At 40.7% G+C, this 16,539-nt stretch carries 24 protein-coding genes; 7 read left to right on the forward strand and 17 right to left on the reverse strand.

Features of this window, described 5'->3' with window-relative positions; all coding sequences use genetic code 11:
* Positions 1 to 5: 5 nt before the first annotated feature.
* The 13 genes from FD975_RS06505 to FD975_RS06565 all read right to left on the reverse strand — a co-directional run bounded on the left by FD975_RS06505 (position 6) and on the right by FD975_RS06565 (position 9,357).
* Entirely contained in the window at positions 6 to 944 is a 939-nt protein-coding gene (locus FD975_RS06505; protein WP_215301210.1) for an LD-carboxypeptidase, read from the reverse strand.
* The gene (gene tadA, locus FD975_RS06510) at positions 941 to 1,396 is read right to left on the reverse strand and encodes a tRNA adenosine(34) deaminase TadA (RefSeq protein WP_215301211.1); all 456 of its coding nucleotides are present in this window, start codon (positions 1,394 to 1,396) and stop codon (positions 941 to 943) included. Before tadA ends, FD975_RS06505 begins: the two co-directional genes overlap by 4 nt.
* A gap of 8 nt (positions 1,397 to 1,404) precedes the next feature.
* Positions 1,405 to 1,869 carry a 6-carboxytetrahydropterin synthase QueD gene (queD, locus tag FD975_RS06515; protein ID WP_215301213.1) on the reverse strand — a complete coding sequence of 155 codons (465 nt, stop codon included), beginning with the start codon at positions 1,867 to 1,869 and terminating at the stop codon, positions 1,405 to 1,407.
* A gap of 41 nt (positions 1,870 to 1,910) precedes the next feature.
* Complete coding sequence (queE, locus tag FD975_RS06520) at positions 1,911 to 2,564, reverse strand: 7-carboxy-7-deazaguanine synthase (protein WP_215301215.1); 654 nt, start codon at positions 2,562 to 2,564, stop codon at positions 1,911 to 1,913.
* A gap of 28 nt (positions 2,565 to 2,592) precedes the next feature.
* Positions 2,593 to 3,321 (reverse strand): hypothetical protein, encoded by a 729-nt coding sequence (locus FD975_RS06525; protein WP_215301217.1) that lies wholly within the window; start codon positions 3,319 to 3,321, stop codon positions 2,593 to 2,595.
* Positions 3,297 to 3,995 (reverse strand): hypothetical protein, encoded by a 699-nt coding sequence (locus tag FD975_RS06530; RefSeq protein WP_215301219.1) that lies wholly within the window; start codon positions 3,993 to 3,995, stop codon positions 3,297 to 3,299. The genes FD975_RS06525 and FD975_RS06530 overlap by 25 nt, the downstream gene beginning before the upstream one ends.
* 56 nt (positions 3,996 to 4,051) lie before the next feature.
* Entirely contained in the window at positions 4,052 to 5,947 is a 1,896-nt protein-coding gene (locus tag FD975_RS06535; protein WP_215301221.1) for a radical SAM protein, read from the reverse strand.
* A complete protein-coding gene (locus tag FD975_RS06540) occupies positions 5,944 to 6,768 on the reverse strand; it encodes a ferritin-like domain-containing protein (RefSeq protein ID WP_215301223.1) in 825 nt (274 codons plus the stop codon). The genes FD975_RS06535 and FD975_RS06540 overlap by 4 nt, the downstream gene beginning before the upstream one ends.
* Positions 6,769 to 6,789: 21 nt before the next feature.
* On the reverse strand, positions 6,790 to 7,167 hold the full coding sequence (locus FD975_RS06545; RefSeq protein WP_215301225.1) for a hypothetical protein: 378 nt from the start codon (positions 7,165 to 7,167) through the stop codon (positions 6,790 to 6,792).
* Positions 7,168 to 7,366: 199 nt separating this feature from the next.
* The gene (locus tag FD975_RS06550; RefSeq protein ID WP_112203611.1) at positions 7,367 to 7,756 is read right to left on the reverse strand and encodes a hypothetical protein; all 390 of its coding nucleotides are present in this window, start codon (positions 7,754 to 7,756) and stop codon (positions 7,367 to 7,369) included.
* Positions 7,757 to 7,777: 21 nt separating this feature from the next.
* The gene (locus FD975_RS06555) at positions 7,778 to 8,260 is read right to left on the reverse strand and encodes a hypothetical protein (RefSeq protein ID WP_215301227.1); all 483 of its coding nucleotides are present in this window, start codon (positions 8,258 to 8,260) and stop codon (positions 7,778 to 7,780) included.
* A 248-nt stretch (positions 8,261 to 8,508) separates the two neighbouring features.
* Complete coding sequence (locus FD975_RS06560) at positions 8,509 to 8,859, reverse strand: SHOCT domain-containing protein (RefSeq protein WP_215301228.1); 351 nt, start codon at positions 8,857 to 8,859, stop codon at positions 8,509 to 8,511.
* 24 nt (positions 8,860 to 8,883) lie between these two features.
* A complete protein-coding gene (locus FD975_RS06565) occupies positions 8,884 to 9,357 on the reverse strand; it encodes a hypothetical protein (RefSeq protein ID WP_215301230.1) in 474 nt (157 codons plus the stop codon).
* Between the two features lie 135 nt (positions 9,358 to 9,492).
* Here FD975_RS06565 and FD975_RS06570 point away from each other — a divergent pair, with 135 nt between their 5' ends.
* From FD975_RS06570 to FD975_RS06580, 3 genes are read left to right on the forward strand one after another with little or no spacing between them, the layout of a single operon-like run.
* Complete coding sequence (locus FD975_RS06570; protein ID WP_215301232.1) at positions 9,493 to 9,777, forward strand: hypothetical protein; 285 nt, start codon at positions 9,493 to 9,495, stop codon at positions 9,775 to 9,777.
* A gap of 2 nt (positions 9,778 to 9,779) precedes the next feature.
* Entirely contained in the window at positions 9,780 to 10,151 is a 372-nt protein-coding gene (locus tag FD975_RS06575; RefSeq protein WP_215301234.1) for a hypothetical protein, read from the forward strand.
* Between the two features lies 1 nt (position 10,152).
* On the forward strand, positions 10,153 to 10,710 hold the full coding sequence (locus tag FD975_RS06580; RefSeq protein WP_215301236.1) for a hypothetical protein: 558 nt from the start codon (positions 10,153 to 10,155) through the stop codon (positions 10,708 to 10,710).
* A 2-nt stretch (positions 10,711 to 10,712) separates the two neighbouring features.
* On the opposite strand, the gene FD975_RS06585 is transcribed toward FD975_RS06580, so the two are convergent.
* Positions 10,713 to 11,381, reverse strand: a complete 669-nt coding sequence (locus FD975_RS06585) for a tyrosine-type recombinase/integrase (RefSeq protein WP_371743370.1) — start codon at positions 11,379 to 11,381, stop codon at positions 10,713 to 10,715.
* A 239-nt stretch (positions 11,382 to 11,620) separates the two neighbouring features.
* Here FD975_RS06585 and FD975_RS10480 point away from each other — a divergent pair, with 239 nt between their 5' ends.
* The gene (locus FD975_RS10480; protein ID WP_251371162.1) at positions 11,621 to 11,824 is read left to right on the forward strand and encodes a GDCCVxC domain-containing (seleno)protein; all 204 of its coding nucleotides are present in this window, start codon (positions 11,621 to 11,623) and stop codon (positions 11,822 to 11,824) included.
* A gap of 75 nt (positions 11,825 to 11,899) precedes the next feature.
* Here FD975_RS10480 and FD975_RS06590 read toward each other — a convergent pair whose 3' ends face one another.
* Positions 11,900 to 12,529: a hypothetical protein gene (locus FD975_RS06590; RefSeq protein WP_215301238.1), complete on the reverse strand. Its 630-nt coding sequence runs from the start codon at positions 12,527 to 12,529 to the stop codon at positions 11,900 to 11,902.
* A gap of 147 nt (positions 12,530 to 12,676) precedes the next feature.
* Between FD975_RS06590 and FD975_RS06595 the strand changes: the two genes are divergently transcribed.
* From FD975_RS06595 to FD975_RS06605, 3 genes are all read left to right on the forward strand, one after another.
* The gene (locus tag FD975_RS06595; protein WP_215301240.1) at positions 12,677 to 13,120 is read left to right on the forward strand and encodes a DUF6641 family protein; all 444 of its coding nucleotides are present in this window, start codon (positions 12,677 to 12,679) and stop codon (positions 13,118 to 13,120) included.
* 67 nt (positions 13,121 to 13,187) lie between these two features.
* Entirely contained in the window at positions 13,188 to 13,331 is a 144-nt protein-coding gene (locus tag FD975_RS06600; protein ID WP_215301242.1) for a hypothetical protein, read from the forward strand.
* A 4-nt stretch (positions 13,332 to 13,335) separates the two neighbouring features.
* A complete protein-coding gene (locus tag FD975_RS06605; RefSeq protein WP_215301245.1) occupies positions 13,336 to 13,497 on the forward strand; it encodes a hypothetical protein in 162 nt (53 codons plus the stop codon).
* Here the strand turns inward: FD975_RS06605 and FD975_RS06610 are convergent.
* Both FD975_RS06610 and guaA read right to left on the reverse strand, forming a co-directional pair.
* Complete coding sequence (locus tag FD975_RS06610; protein WP_215301246.1) at positions 13,484 to 14,767, reverse strand: integrase; 1,284 nt, start codon at positions 14,765 to 14,767, stop codon at positions 13,484 to 13,486. The two genes, FD975_RS06605 and FD975_RS06610, sit on opposite strands and share 14 nt — an antisense overlap.
* A 161-nt stretch (positions 14,768 to 14,928) precedes the next feature.
* Positions 14,929 to 16,536, reverse strand: a complete 1,608-nt coding sequence (guaA, locus tag FD975_RS06615; RefSeq protein WP_215301248.1) for a glutamine-hydrolyzing GMP synthase — start codon at positions 16,534 to 16,536, stop codon at positions 14,929 to 14,931.
* Between the last annotated feature and the right edge of the window lie 3 nt (positions 16,537 to 16,539).

Raw genomic sequence — 16,539 nt, forward strand, 5'->3', positions numbered from 1 at the left:
AATTACTACCACTGGGACTGAATAGTAAAGCCCGAACTATCGTATTGAATGTGTGCTTGCGCACCTACGGGCAAAGTCAGTTTTTCAGCTTGATGTCCGAAAGGTAAGTCGGTCAATATCGGGATATTTTCGGGTAGACGTTTACGAATAGCCTCAATCGCACTTTCCAGGGTGTAACCACGGTCATTATCGTAAAGACGGTATGCCGAGAATCCACCCAAGAGAATGGCGCTTTGATTGGCCAATATGCCTGCATCCAATAATTGCATCAACATGCGCTCAATCCGGTAGGGGTGCTCATTAACATCCTCTAGAAATAAAATACCACCTTGAGTTTGCTCTTTGCTTGGCAAGTATGGTGTTCCAACTAAGCCTGCGAGTACTGTTAGGTTACCACCCCAAAGCATTCCCGAAGCTTGGCCTGCGGCAGAATTTTTTAAGAAGGCTTGATTGGTTTTAATGGTGCAATCTAATTTACGCTCATGAATGGCTTTTTGGAAATGCGTCCACATCAATGCATTAGGAGTGACGCTCTGCTCACCCTGACAAGCAAAATCAAAATTGAGCATAGGGCCTGCCAATGTAACTGCGCCAGTCTTTGCTAATAAACCCAACTGGAAGACTGTGAAATCGCTATGTCCGCAAATCTGCAGACCATTCTTAATAGCTTTGGCAATCGCATCCCACTGAATATCTGGGAGCAGGCGATGCAATCCATAACCACCTCGCATGGCGACAACAGGAATCTCGGGAGAGAGCTTGGCGAGTTGATTGATTTCAGCCAAACGCTCAGCATCAGAGCCAGCAAAGCGTTGTTCGACCCGATCAACACAGGCAGTATTGAGAACTTCAATACCCTGCTTTTGTAGCCACTCGATTCCAGCCAATGGGCTGCGAGTATCTAGACTAGCCCCTGAAGGAGCAATCAAATGAATTTGCTTCAACGCCGCTCCTTAAAAAAATCCCGCAGTATCTGACCACACTCTTCACCCATGATGCCACCTTCAACCTGAGTCTGGTGATTAATCTGCTTTTCTGAGAATACATTGAGTACGCTGCCTGCAGCACCTGTTTTTGGATCTGTGGCACCAAATACAACACGATCAACCCGAGCATGGAGCATCGCTCCTGCGCACATAGTGCAGGGCTCTAATGTGACATACAGGGTTGTGCCAGGTAGGCGGTAATTAGACTCATCTGAGGCGGCAGCACGCAAGGCCATCATCTCAGCATGGGCGCTAGGATCGCTATTCGTAATTGGCTGATTAAAGCCTGTGGAAATCACTTCGCCATCACGAACTAAAACAGCGCCAACCGGCACTTCACCAGCTGCGGCAGCGAGCTTGGCTTGATCCAAAGCTTGCTGCATAAATTGGCGATCAAGCTCAACTTGCATATTACTTCTTAAGAATGAGAAACGTCAGCCCAACAATTGGGGGTTTCATAAAGACGAATAGATGCTAACTTGAGTCGGCCATCAAAGGCTTTTTCAAAAACAGGCTGTAATACTTTAAAGGCTGCGCTAGCCAAATTCTCAACAGTAGGCACATGCTCCATCACTACCGTCTTGTGATTCGGGATGGAGTTTAAATAATCTACTAATCCAGCATCTTCTTTGGCAACCAAAAATGCATGATCCCAAGGCTCCACTACATATTGATTCGTGAGGCGCTTAATATCTCCAAAATCTAAGACCATGCCATCGTCTGCCTTGCCTGGATGATCCGCGATCACACCAGTCAGCGTGACTTCAATGGCATAGCGATGGCCATGCAAATGACGGCACTGTCCATCATGATTTGGAATGCGATGACCCGAGTCAAACTCAAGTCGGCGGGTAATGGAGATGGCTTCTTGCTTGTTGGTCATGATTGCTTTTCTAAATACTTAAATATCACTTGGTAAAGCTACTATCGAATACCGATCATTTTATGGGTCTGAACACTCAAACGCCATAAAGGTCGCTTTTGACAGAGACGAACTGCCAATGCGAGGTTTTCTTGGAGGTTTGGACCATCCATGGCCTGCAAGAAGCGATTGCGATAATCCATCTTCTCAAATCGAGCCAATAAGGTCTCAATGGCAGCATGACCCTGCTGAGGAATCACCAGCTTAATTTCATCAGCTTGCAAAACAATCAGCTCGGAGCCAGCCTTAGGACTGACGCATACCCAATCAATGCCTTTAGGAACCTTGATCGTGCCGTTGGTCTCAATGGCGATAGTGAAACCCTTAGCATGTAAAGCATCGATTAAAGCAGTATCGAGTTGCAGTAGTGGCTCACCACCGGTGAAGACAACGTAACGTTGCTGCGGGCCTGCTGAGGTGCTGATCCACACCTCTTCTATAGTATCTGCCAATAAAGAGGCGGTTTCAAACTTGCCGCCGCCGACGCCATCGCTTCCAACAAAGTTGGTATCGCAAAATTGGCAAACTGCAGTAGCGCGATCTTCTTCACGTCCGCTCCACAAATTGCAACCAGCAAAGCGACAAAATACAGCTGCACGACCTGCGTGGGCACCCTCACCCTGAAGGGTTGGAAAAAGTTCTTTTACGGTATACATAGCTATGTGCTGATTTTAAGCGCTTTGCTTACTTCCAGGACACAAGCTCCCACTCTAAGTAATCTTCCCAGAGGGCATCATTCCAGAACATGCCTCCCCATAAATAGCGTCCATAGCCACGCCGGATAACCCATCTGCCAATTTCTGGGGCAAACCAAACATCTTCCTGACGATAGCTAGCCACTCGAGAAAAGTCGTTACTGGTGAAGAAAGGCGCCTCATTCTGATACTTCAAGACGGGGAATTGGCCAGCAGGCACGCTGACACCCTCCCACTGAAGAGCCGTTACATTTAATCCCCAGTAGTAGTCATTATCGGGATACCCGACTACTTGATAGCGGTCGCGATAGAAACCAGACCAGCCTGGTACGAGTTGCTCAGGCCACAAGGGAATCGGCTTCAAAAACTTTTGTGGAGGATTCCAATGGGGATCTTGCAAGACATAACCCCAAGGCTGCTGGATCTCATCGGGGAGTTGCCCTGCTTTTAATCCACTGCGCTCAATCCGAACCTGGGGCCCAACAGAAACCACTCTCTCGGTAACAATATCTACCAACTCTTGGTTAAAAACATTGCGCACGTTGTAGACCCACTGCTGCCCTACTTGCGGCGCCCTCACCTTGGGAGGATTAATAGGTTGGGGTAAAGGCGTGGAGGTCGGATAAGGTTGTGCAGCAATACAGGCCACCAGCAATGCTGGTGACAGCAATACAAGAAGCCTACGTACAGTATTTATTTGTAGGAGCTCAATTGCCATTGATAGCTACCTTCTAGAATCACTGCACCAATTTGCCCTTGAATTTGATAAGAGCCAGATGCCTCACGTGCAACCCAGCGACCAATCTGCGGTGCAAACCAAACTGTTTCTTTGCGAATGCAATCTACCTTGTTGGGATCGTCACTCTCATAATTAATCAGAGTCTGAAAACGCAATGCTACAAACTCTCCAGCAGGTACAGTAATTTTTTCCCAGCCCTGCACGCTCATATATTCTTGCCAGTTCATTTGCGAGCCTGAGTAGCCAGCAATGCTGTACTTGGTGTTGAACTGTTTTGCCCAGGTCGTCGATAGCTGCTCAGGCCAAAGCGGCAAAGATGGGCTGAAGTTCAACAAGCGCGACCACTGTGTGTCTGTAGAAACCATTCCCCAGGAAGTCTGAATCTCACTGGGCAAACGAGCACCATCAGCAGTCATGCGATCGAGCACAATCGTGGAGCCAATATTAGAAACGCGCTCAGTAATCACATCTAAAGTTTTGCCATCAAAAACATTCTTCTTGATATAGGTCCACTCCTGTCCAATTTGTGGGGGGCGAACGCTTGGCAATGGTTTTGGTTGAGCAACCGGAATGCCATGCTCATATGAAAGGCCACCACAAGCAACTGGAGCTAAAGCGGCAGAAACGATAAAGGTGCGACGAGATAAGTTCATATTGCTACCCACGGTAATTTAAATAAATGATTTGGATGAATAAAGTTTACGGGTATTTAATTATGCTTCAGTGCTTTTGCTATTTTATTGCGCCCCACTGAGGCTTTTGGAATGCCGGACATATCAAACCACTGATGGGCATCTTCTTCAAAGCCTACGCCATGCATAAAGTTATAAATCGCCTTTTTAAGACCTACACCGAGACGATCGTGATCGACACCTGTGGGGTCAATAAAGGCAATATCATTCTTGGCAAAGCTAATCGGGGGTAATGGCACAAGCTCAATGCCATAGGCTGCCGGATCAAGCCCAACTGGAGAGTGCACCGTACAAGTAAAGCGATGGAAGAAGCCACTCTGAATGCAACCATTTTCAAAAAGCTGACGAACGTATTCCAGTGAGTCAACTGTCTCTTGAACTGTTTGCGTTGGGAAACCATACATGAGATAAGCATGCACGAGGATTCCAGCATCTGAGAATCCTTTGGTGACTTGAGCCACTTGCTCGACAGATACCCCTTTTTTCATGAGATCAAGAAGTCTGTCAGAGGCCACCTCCAATCCGCCGGACATTGCTATACATCCACTTTGCGCTAACAACTCACATAGTTCAGGTGTAAAGGTCTTTTCAAAACGGATGTTGCCCCACCAAGAAATCACCACCTTACGACGTATTAATTCCTCAGCAAGGGCTTTTAATATTTTGGGTGGTGTAGCTTCATCTACAAAATGAAACCCCGTCTGCCCAGTCTCTGCAACGATAGCTTCAATACGATCAACCAAAAGACTTGCAGAAGCAGTTTCGTAACGAGAGATGTAATCCAAACTCACATCACAGAAGCTACATTTTTTCCAATAGCAACCATGAGCAACAGTGAGCTTATTCCAGCGACCATCACTCCATAGACGATGCATGGGGTTGAGCATATCCAGCAGCGATAAATAAGAATTGAGTGGCAAACCATCCCAAGTGGCAGTACCAACTTCTTCAAAAGGAATATCTGGCTCCTGCCAATTGATATAACGAACTTCATTACTAGCGGTTCGGATAAAGGTACGCACAAGTCTTTCAGCTGATCGTTTGCCATTCAAATGCTCGAGCAGAGCAAGCAAAGGTCGCTCACCAGAATCTAGGGTGATGAAGTCTACAAAATCAAATATGCGCGGATCGGTCAGCTCACGTAATTCAGTATTGACATAACCACCACCAAGAGCAATTTTAATAGCGGGGTAATCTTGCTTGATAGTTTGAGCAATTCGTAATGCGGCGTACATTGCCCCAGGGAATGGTACCGAGAGCAATACCAAACTAGGCCGATGCTTTTTGATCGAGGACCTTGTTAGATCTTGCAAATGCAAATCCATCAATGTTGGGCTTGCCGCTAGAGCATCCGCTAAAGGGGTAAAGGTAGGCTGACTACCTGCCAAAGATTCTGCATAGCGAACAAACTCAAACCGCTCATCTACCGCATCACGCAGGACATCGGATAAATCATTGAGATAGAGAGTGGCTAAATGACGCGCCCGATCTTGAGAACCCAGTGCGCCAAATGCCCACGCCAGAGAATCACCGCCCTCTTCTTCATCATAAGCGTCTAGGGATGCAAATCGCGGGCCCTCAGGCAGAAGAGCACGACTGTTGATACGGTGGGCAAGAGTGCTGTCACGCCCTTGCAAAAATGCAATAGCTAGAGAAATAGTGCTTTGATAATCTGCAAAGTAGTCTAGAAAGAAATTAACACTTGCACTGCGATTTTCTTCAGGAAGCTGCAATGCCTGCTCTTTAATTTCTTGCAAACCAGATGGAGTGAAAAAACCTAGGACCAAGGCTAATGCTAAATCCTCTTGAACTGCATCAAAACCTCTTGATCGTAGAAAGCCAGTGAGATAGGCGGTTGATGGATACGGCGTATTAAGCTGCGTCATCGGCGGAATGAGGCTAAGAATCTTCATGCCGCTTGGGTCCGCTTCTCACTCAGAGATTCCAATATCTCTAATTCCTCAGAAGTAAAGCCAGCCTGCTCACGCGCATCAAGATTAAATGGCCCCCGCAAAGTTGGCGCACGGTATTTTTCGGCCAACTCTCGATAAGTCGCAATTGGGGATAGGTTGTCATTGGCACACAAGAAGTTAAACCAGCGATTACCAACAAGCACATGCCCAATCTCATCATGGAGAATGATCTCCAGAATTTCTACTGCACGCTCATCTTTGATTTGTTTAAAACGATCCCGAATCTCCGGAACTGCATCAAGCCCTCTTGCTTCCATCGTCCTAGGAACTAAAGCCATGCGAGCAATCACTGAATCAGTCGTTCTTTCAACCATCTCCCACAAACTATTGTGAGCCGGGAAATCTCCATAACTAAATCCAAAGGACTGTAAATGGGCATTAATCAAGCTAAAGTGATATGACTCTTCTTTTGCAACCCTAAGCCAATCTTCGTAATAGGCCTGTGGCATATTTGAAAATCTCCAAATTGCATCTAAGGCTAAATTCATGGCATTAAATTCAATATGCGCCAAGGAGTGCCAAAGAATAGCTCTACCATCAACCGTATCCATTTTTCTTTTGGGAACAAATTTAGGTGCAACTAAATCAGGCTTGGTTGGTCGTCCAGGGAGGCAATGATTTTGACTAGTAAGGTTGCTAGAAGGATTTATAGCAATGCGTCCGGTCTCATGCTCAGCAAACAAGCTAGCCAACTGGCTAACCTTGGACTGCACATCGGTATTTGCCAGTATTGCGAGGGAGGTTTCTCGAAGCTCAGACATAGGTGACTTTAGAGAATCCTCTCAATCCAACAAAGCTTGAGAAGAAGCTTTATCCCGAATTGATCTTAGGATTAGCAGCAAGGTTACTAGATGCACCAGCGCAACCAGGATATTGCTAATGACTACCGGGTTTGTGAAGTTGCCTACAGTGAATGGGGTTGTGAGCTTATAAAGCACCTGAACCAGAAGCAAAGGCGCAACCAGCATTGGCAAGGGGTTGATTAGTAGGCCCAGCGAAACTAGCAATATAGAACCATAGATAGATAAAAGAATACCTCTAGCAGGGCTAGCCGGGCCATAGCCATGCTCAACCCAAGATGCATCCGAAATAAGGCCAATGCAGACGGGAATCAAGACCACCACATTAATGATGAGGGAGATATAAATCATCCTCTTCATTAACGTCATTCCCACTCAATAACTACGTAAGTATTTTTCTTTTTATAATCAAGCACTTACGTCTCCTAAAATAGTATTGTGTAACTAATGTGTAACTACGAACAGCAAATCCAGTAGTTACGTGCATCTTAATAGATATGCAATTTCAATAGTTTAATGAAATTATGGTTACACAATGTGTAAAGTTAAAAAATAACTATTAGCGTTTAGTCTTAGCTTTAGGTTGAGGTAACAATTGCTTAATAGTGTCATCAGTAGCGTTATTAATATTTTGCAAAGGATTTGCTCTGCAATAATTAAGAACAGACATATAAACTCCATCTATATCAGTTCTTGCAACAATATCTGAATTATCTTGCTTGTTTTCTACGTCTAACCACATATTAAATGAGGTTACATAACCAGCAATCCAAGCCTTAACAAGTGCTTCCGTATAGTTCTTTGCAATTTTGTCTTTTTCTGATGTTGAATCCACAGAGCTAACAAAATTACCACAACCTCTTGCACCATAACTGGTGTAAGCATATGCATTGATTGATATGAAGTATGTAAAAAATAACAATAGTAAAGTAACTAATTTAATTTTCATAAATTCTCCTATTAAATAATACTAAGCCTTATTCTGTAACACGACTTGTCCATTCCCAATAGCAATACAAGTTAGTAGCTCCATTTTCTTATCGTTAGCTAACTGTCCCTCAGTTAAATCTATAGGAATTGGCAAAGACTGACTTTCTTTATGTGCAGTTGTTACATCTTCTAAACGCTTAGCTATATATTCTCTGTATTCTTCGCTAAGTGTATCTGTTATCGTTAATGTGTAGTAGTAAGCTCTTAATGCTTGATAGGCAGCTTCACCAGTTAGCACGAAATAATCGCCAACCACAACAACGTTTTTGGGATAAGTTTTACTTAACTCCAACCTACGTTCTTTAATTCCACTATCCTCTGCATATGAACAATGATAGATGGCAAAGAAGTATTCATAAAATGTTTCATAGCTACCATCCAATCCTCGCTCTAAACTTGCAGTAGATACAAAACGTAAGTTACCTAAGCTACTTGCATTTGCTCTTTTAATATAGTCAGGCATAGGTAAGCTCTCTAAGTCACTTTACTGTTTAGCTGGACAAGTTTGCACACATACAGCGTAAGACTCTCTACAAGCTCGCAAAGTTTCAGTCTTAAAACCAATTTGGTTACCTTGTGAGACACAAGAAGAATAATTAGCAGAGCATTGTCTTACGCAAACTGGTTCAGATTTACTAATATCAATATCTGTAATGCTGTAAGCACAACCAACTACTATAAATAGGCTTAACGTTAATAAGATGTATGTTTTCATAAATTCTTAAGTATTTCAGCTTTCTTTTTATCGTAATCTTGTTGAGTAATTAAGCCTCTTTTAAGCAATATACTCAATTCCTCTAATTTATTGGCAGAATTATTTTGCTGTATTTGCTTACCTAAAGTATTAGTCTCTCTTGCTGGACAGCTACCAATACAGACATCATAGTTATCGTTACATTGCTTCTGAACAACTACAGGAAAAAACTTAAAGCCACTTGAGCAAGTCGCTAAATCTGTAGAGCAACGCTGAGCACAAGCAAGTTCAACTTTAGAAGGATCAGAACTTGGTGGTGTTGCACAGCTAACTAATAAAAGTGCAAATAAACTAAAAAGAATTTTCATATAAATTACGTTACCTAATAATAATTATTTGTCATAACCTAAAGAACGTCGTCTTGCTATTTCCTTAGCCTTAGCTTTACTTGAAGATTTAATAAGTGATTTGTAGTCATTCTTCATTAATATCTTTTTATCACTTAATTCTTTTGAATCAATTTCAGCTTGAAGTTCATCATCTTCAATTTTCTTAAGTTTTTCCTTTAAGTCAAATGGCTCATAACCCAAGTCTTCTCTATTTTTAATTTGCTTACGTAATGACTTTTTAAGATACCAGTTACATTGAAAAAACTTATTGAGAAGATAAAGGACTATGAAGAATGCTAACAATGATAGAACTACATAGAGAGTAATGGCTTCATATAAAAATATACCAATTACAGCTATCAATAAAACAATAGCAATCAAAATAATTGCACCAACACCAAGCACGAGTATCTCGCCAAAATAAGCAAGTAGCAATCCACCTAAAACAATTCCTATTGCAATTTGAATAATAAGCACTTGCAACCTCTTTGGGTGTGTGAAAAGTAAATTTTAAGGTAAAACACTATTGACTACTGACTGATTATCTCTATATTAATACAAATTGTAATAATTTTTAGAAGTTTTTTTGAAGTAAATGACAAGGAGATAAGAATGGCTACAAGAGCACCACGCAAATCACTCACAGCAGAAGACTTAAAGAAGAAATTAGCAGATGCTAAAGAAGCAATTAAGGTATTGGAAAGAAAAGCATTTGCAAGTGAAATTACAGAAGCTATTAAAAAATCAAACATTCCTGCTGACTTTAAGAAAATTAAAGATGGGGCTAAGGGAGTTACAGATATTGCAATACTTGAAACAATAGGTGAGATTGTGGGAATTAAACGTTTAGTTGTGTCACAAAGCGAGCCAGTTAAACGCAAACCTAAGTCTAAATAACTATGACACGCAAACCAAGCAAGACTATTGAAGAAAAGATTTACGAAGCAAAGTTAAAAGTAATAGAAATAGACGAAGAATATAGAACGCAGTTGTATTTTGAAACAATGCCAACTACTAATCCGTCATATCAATATTGCTATGCAACGTCTAACTTTACTATTCCAGCAGAGCAACAATCTGTTGATGCTTGGTTGCGTGCTGTAATTAAGCATATGGCTATGAGACGTCCTGGACACGGTGGTGAAGTTACTAAAGCACTACTAATATCAATACCAGAGGACTTAAAAGAAATTGGTATGGATGCTTGGATTGATTATGAAACACGTAAGCTAAGAAAACGAGCTACGAGTAGAGTTAAGAAAGCCAAATAAAATGCCAATTAAATGTGCTATTTTTATAGATAGTGACGAACAAGAGAAGCCAAGCTACAAAGAATTAGATGCTTATCTTGGCAAAGGCAGTAAAGTTTTATATGGTGGTGGAAAACGTAAGAATAAAAATTTGCCACATTTAGAAGAGTTGCATTTAATAACTCACGCTTACAGCACTTTTGAAAAGTTATTGTTCTCAAATAACAATAATAGGTATAGTTTTCCAGAGCTATACATATTTGAAAACGATGCTAACGCTACAGCTTTATTGCTTAAGTATCCACATAACATCATTGCTAATTTTATTGTAGATGCTACTCTTATTGATGAATTACATCATCTTAGCTGGTCACACTACCACTTAACAAGCTATGCAAATACATTAAAGAGCAACATAAGCTCGCTCAGTTTTTTTGAAGAAAAAGAAATTGGCGACAATAAGCTATATAAAAAATTTCCTGCCTATATTAAAAATACTGAAACATTTATAAAAGATATAGATGCTAATGCCGACAGGATTGTTAATATGGCTGGACTAATATTTAAGTCTGGTTGGTAATATTAATTTAACAAGTTTATCGCCTTGCGTTTCATATCATCGTTGCAATCTATGTAGCATTGCACACTACTAAGTGCTCTGTGTCCACTCAATCCCATAATTACCCTAACACCAACACCTTTATTAGCTAAGTTTGTAATAAAGCTACGTCTGCCTGAGTGTGAACTTGCACCAGCTATCCCTGCCCTATTAAACAAGTAATGGAAGAATTGGGCTAATGTATTGGGACTGTAGCCATCACTTGCACGTTTTTGACTGTAAAAAAACTTTACGTTAGTGTTAAGTGGCTTGTATAGCTTAACGTATCTTGTTAATTCTTTATGTAACTTGTCATTAACAAATACAATACGTGCTTCTTTAGTCTTAGTATCTTCAGCACTAAGTCTTATTTCACGTCTAACAGCACCATCGCTATCTACAACATCCTTAAATCTTAAATTAGCAACTTCGCTAACACGCATACCAGTATTAAAAATAGTGTAAATCATTGCTCTATTTCGTTCACTGTGCTTGCGTGTTGCTACGTAGTCTAAAACTTTACGTATTTCATCATTGTTTAATGTTTTTGCTTGCTTAGACATAGTTTCTTTCCCTAACCAAAGTTTTGCTATGTCTTTAATGTATTTTCTTTGTTTATTTTCTGCGACCTTTTTATTCCAAAAGTTTGTCATTAGTAAATTCTTCCTAAAATCAATGTGTTAGCTATGAGAACCACTGTTTTAATAGCCAAATGTAATACTTAATGTAAGAGATTACATATTGCTATTTAGTAATCTTGTCGTCTAATACCCACATTAATTTGCAGACTTGTTTAAAGCGTCACAGTAGCGTTTGTTAAGTTCTCAGCTACGATTGCATTCAGCTTGCTAAGTTCTTTGCTTACAGCGTTGATTTGAGCTACACTTTTGCTATGGAACTTAATTCTGTAATCACTTGCCCTATTTGTCAGCATAAACAAGCAGAAGTAATGCCCACTGATAGCTGTCAGTTTTTCTATAAATGTTTAGAGTGTGGGACTGTGCTTAAGCCAAAAGCTGGGGATTGCTGTGTATTCTGTAGCTACGGAACTGTTCCTTGCCCACCTATACAAGCAAATAAGTCTTGCTGTAAGTAAATTTTAGGCAAAGCTTCGCATTAAGCATTAAATACTATGCTCAATTTGTATTCCAAATTGTCCAAAACTACTTAATTACAAGCTGTTTTCTACGCTAATGTCACTTAAGTAGATTTGGGGTTGTTTAATGCTTTGTATGCGTAAAGCATCTACGTTTCCAACGTTTGCTTCTTTAGTAATGTAATCAAGCCAGCCATAAGTGTTGCTTAGTGGCTTTATGACTATGCTTTTATGTGCAAAGTCACAAGCCCACCAAGCTCGTTCTATAGTATTTCTAATATCAATATTTTTTGGTAGGTTACCAATTGCTAAGTGTGCGTGTATGCGTTTGTCGCTGTAAATGCCTTCTATGCTTGTAATCATTGTTGGTTGTGAATATGCCTTAGTTGTTGTCCTTTTTGTGTCTTTACCATATGCCATATATGCAAGTTTTGAGTAGAAATAACGCAATGTATCTTCTGCTACTTGCTCGTTTAACCACTTCCATTCACCCAAAACCTTTTTATCCCCCCAATTCCAGCTTTCTGGTTGGAATTTTTGGGCAGAAATAAACACGTTACTCTGGTTTTGGGTGCATTTTTGGTATGTTTTTGGTAGCACGTATGCACGTGTTTTGAACGTCACAGTTACAGCGTGTGTAAGACGTGGACTAAATTGGTTAATTGTTTCTACGTATGCTTGCTTAAGAGCTTGGTTATTAGACATACACATATTTATGCGTATGTAATAAAACCAATTATTTTTTAATGAATTATTTGGTTTTTGGTGAGAATTGGTGGCAGATTTAGGTAGGAATCGCTATTAATCAGCCATAAAGTAAGTATGCCCATTAACTTATAGGAGAACTTACAAATGAGCATAGTTACAAACTTAAAGCTAATTACAAGCACTAAAACAAATGCCACCTCACCACTAATGCAACGTAGGACAAAGTTACTTGCTAAAGTGCAGGAACAGATTGATATGTGTGAAGCCAAGCGTAATCAGCAAACTTTTGCACCTAAACGACTTAAGACTATTGTTAATAAAGAAACTGGTGAGCGTGTCACAGTTGAAACTATTAAGCGTATTAAGGAGTGGTTTTGGATTACAAGTGACAATAAGATTAATTTAGCAATTAAGTATGGTGCTAAAACACTTCCACTTAACAAGAAAGGTGCTAATGCAATTGAGATTACTAATGGAACTGAATTAATTGGAACATTGAACAAACTTAAGGAAGCTGTTATTGCTGGAGAATTTGATGATGCAATTGCAGAAGTTAGTAACGAAACACGCAAAGCATTTAAGAAGTAGTGTTACTTACGTGCCCCATCTAATATGTATTTGGGGCACGTAAACATAAGAAAAACTAAATAATGTAATGAGACGATATAAAGCTATTGTGAATGCAAGTGGAATGTGGGTTGAGACTATTTTGTATGCACAGAATCAAGCACAGGCATATAAGTTATTCCAAACAATATTTGGTAGTAGCAATGTGCCACATCAGCCAACACAACTGTAATGATATGAAGATACAAGAAGTAATTAAACCACCTACTCCACAACAACAACGTATTAAGTCTTTACAACTACAAAAGGATAATGCTAATAAAGCATTAAAGGCTGAACGTGATAGACAGAAGATTGCTAAGGCAAGACAGACAATATCTAATATTACGTTGGGATAAGTAATCCGTCTTTAAGTGTGTAACCAGCAAATGCATTCGCAATTAGCTTAGCATCTGTCGTGTGGTAGTAAGTATTCTCAATTTGTGTAGTGCTTGTTCCAGCAATTTCACTAACTGATGTTGGCACTAATCCACTATTAACTTTTTGCGTTATGTAATAGTGTCTAAAGCTATATGGAACTATATTACGCTTTTCTAAGTTATCAATCTCTGCTAATTTCATTACTTTATCGAAGTGATATGCAATTGCTCTATTGCTAATAGCTGTGTCACCATTAACGCTGAAGATTAAAGTATTCCCAAATTTCTTCTGCTCTTCTTTCGCTTTTGTTTTTTGATATGCTGTTATGCGTGGATACTGTAAGTTAAATAATTCTGCAAAATAACGTATATCTTTTTCAACAATTCTGCGTGTCTTATTAACTTTGCTTATCTCTGCTCTTACTGTTAGCTTAACTAAGTCGTAATTCTCATTGCCAACTCTATGTCTAAATTCTTCGTAATCACGCCACTCTAATTGTGTCTGCTCACCTCTACGCAATCCAAACATTAAGCTAATTACAAAGTAATAACCAGCAATCGCTTTAACTAAATTTCCAGTTGCATTAATGTTTTGCAATGCCTCTGTAATGTATGCATCCAATACATTACGTATATCCACAATCTCATCATCAGTAAAACTATTACGTCTTAAGCTCTCATCACCTCTATCAGCACGTTTTAGCTTAGTAAATTCAAATCCATTTATATATGTTTCATTATGCTTATGTAACCATTTCATCATTGCATTAATCGTTGCTTGCTCATTCTCAACAGTTGTAGTGCTTATTGATTGCTTTTTACCTAAGCCTTCTTGTCTTTTACTGTAATAGTCTTCGCAATCTGTTATTTGCAATTCCTTTAACTTAGTATCACGCTTAATAAAATTAAGCCAATGCTCTAAGTGTGTCTTTATTGTGCTAAACCTACCTTTAGTAATGTTTATATCTATGTCTTTTTTACGCTTTTCCAAATACATAGCAACACCATCTTTAGCTGTTTTGCTAAAGTAAGTTCTACCACCATATTCCATTGCCTTAAGCTCGTAGTAATGCTTCTTAGCAAGCTCTTTAGCTGTGTTTAAGTTATTTGTTTTTAAGCTAAATCGTGCGTATTTACGCTCTTTTGTTAGCCATAACCTAAAGTGCCAATACTCTCCACGCTTGTAAATTACAGCGTCTTCAAATATGACTACTTCTGTTCCATTTGTTTTAACTTTTTTAGTTGGCATTTAATTTACGTTGTAGCTATCTGTTTTCATAGCTACAAAGTTGTGTAACTATTTCAACAACTGTAAATTAAATTGCTAAGGAATACAACGACTTATTGTTTAGTGTGAAACTTTTGTGTAACTCGTAAATCCATATAAATCAAGGACTTACAAGCGTGTTTTCACTCCCACTCGATAGTTGCTGGAGGTTTTCCGCTAATGTCGTAGACCACGCGATTGATGCCGCGCACTTCGTTAATAATGCGATTAGATACCTTGCCAAGCAAATCATGAGGCAAGTGAGCCCAGTGCGCAGTCATAAAGTCTTGTGTTTGAACGGCTCTGAGCGCAACAACATACTCATAAGTTCTACCGTCACCCATGACGCCAACAGATTTCACTGGCAAGAACACTGCGAAGGCTTGACTGGTAAGGTCATACCAGGATTTTTGGCTTGCTTCATCAATCGTATTGCGCAACTCCTCAATGAAGATCGCGTCAGCACGCTGGAGCAAGTCGGCAAATTCTGATTTCACTTCACCTAAGATGCGCACTCCAAGGCCAGGACCTGGGAATGGATGGCGATACACCATCTCACGCGGCAGACCCAAAGCAACGCCAAGCTCACGCACTTCATCTTTAAACAATTCACGCAATGGCTCAAGCAGCTTGAGGTGCATATCTTCAGGCAAACCACCCACATTGTGGTGACTCTTAATCGTATGCGCGCCCTTCTTGCCCTTACCAGCAGACTCAATCACATCTGGATAAATAGTTCCTTGAGCAAGCCACTTGGCCTTTTCGATCTTTCCAGACTCAGCCTGGAAGATCTCAACAAATTCTTTACCAATAATTTTGCGCTTAGCTTCTGGGTCAGCAACACCAGCAAGCTCAGACATAAATTTGTCTTTAGCATCTACTCGAATCACTTTGACGCCAAGATTACGAGCAAACATCTCCATCACCATGTCGCCTTCGTTTAAACGAAGTAGGCCATGATCAACAAATACGCAAGTGAGTTGATCACCAATCGCACGATGGATTAATGCCGCAGCTACGCTAGAGTCGACGCCACCAGATAAACCAAGAATGACTTCTTCATTGCCAACTTGCTTGCGAATATGCTCAACCGCTTCACTGATGTAATCACCCATGACCCAGTCAGGTTTGCACTGGCAGATATCGTGCACAAAGCGAGCTAAGATGGCCTCACCTTGCAAGGTATGCGTTACTTCTGGATGGAACTGGAACGCGTAGAAACGGCGTTCTTCATCAGCCATACCCGCAATCGGACAAGACTCTGTAGAAGCCATTAACTTAAATGCTGGCGGCATTGTAGTGACTGAGTCACCATGACTCATCCACACTTTCAAAATACCGTGACCTTCGCTGGTAGAAAAGTCTTGTATGCCTTTCAGCAAATTGGTGTGACCATGGGCACGCACTTCTGAGTAACCAAACTCACGAGCTTTACCCAAAGACTCAGCAGAAGCAACAGCACCACCGAGTTGGGTTGCCATAGTTTGCATGCCGTAGCAAATACCTAAAACGGGAACGCCCAATTCAAAAACGATTTGTGGCGCACGAGGACTTCCCTCTTCAGTAACAGAGCTTGGTCCACCTGAAAGAATGATTCCTTTGCCACCCTGCTCTTGAATAAATTTGCGAATGAACTCTGGATCGCAATCGTAAGGATGAATTTCTGAGTAGACGCGGGCATCACGCACGCGTCTAGCAATCAATTGGGTGACTTGTGAACCAAAGTCGAGAATCAGTATTTTGTCGTGCACGAA

Origin of the sequence: Polynucleobacter sp. AP-Jannik-300A-C4, from assembly GCF_018688335.1 — a bacterium.
Taxonomy (GTDB): domain Bacteria; phylum Pseudomonadota; class Gammaproteobacteria; order Burkholderiales; family Burkholderiaceae; genus Polynucleobacter.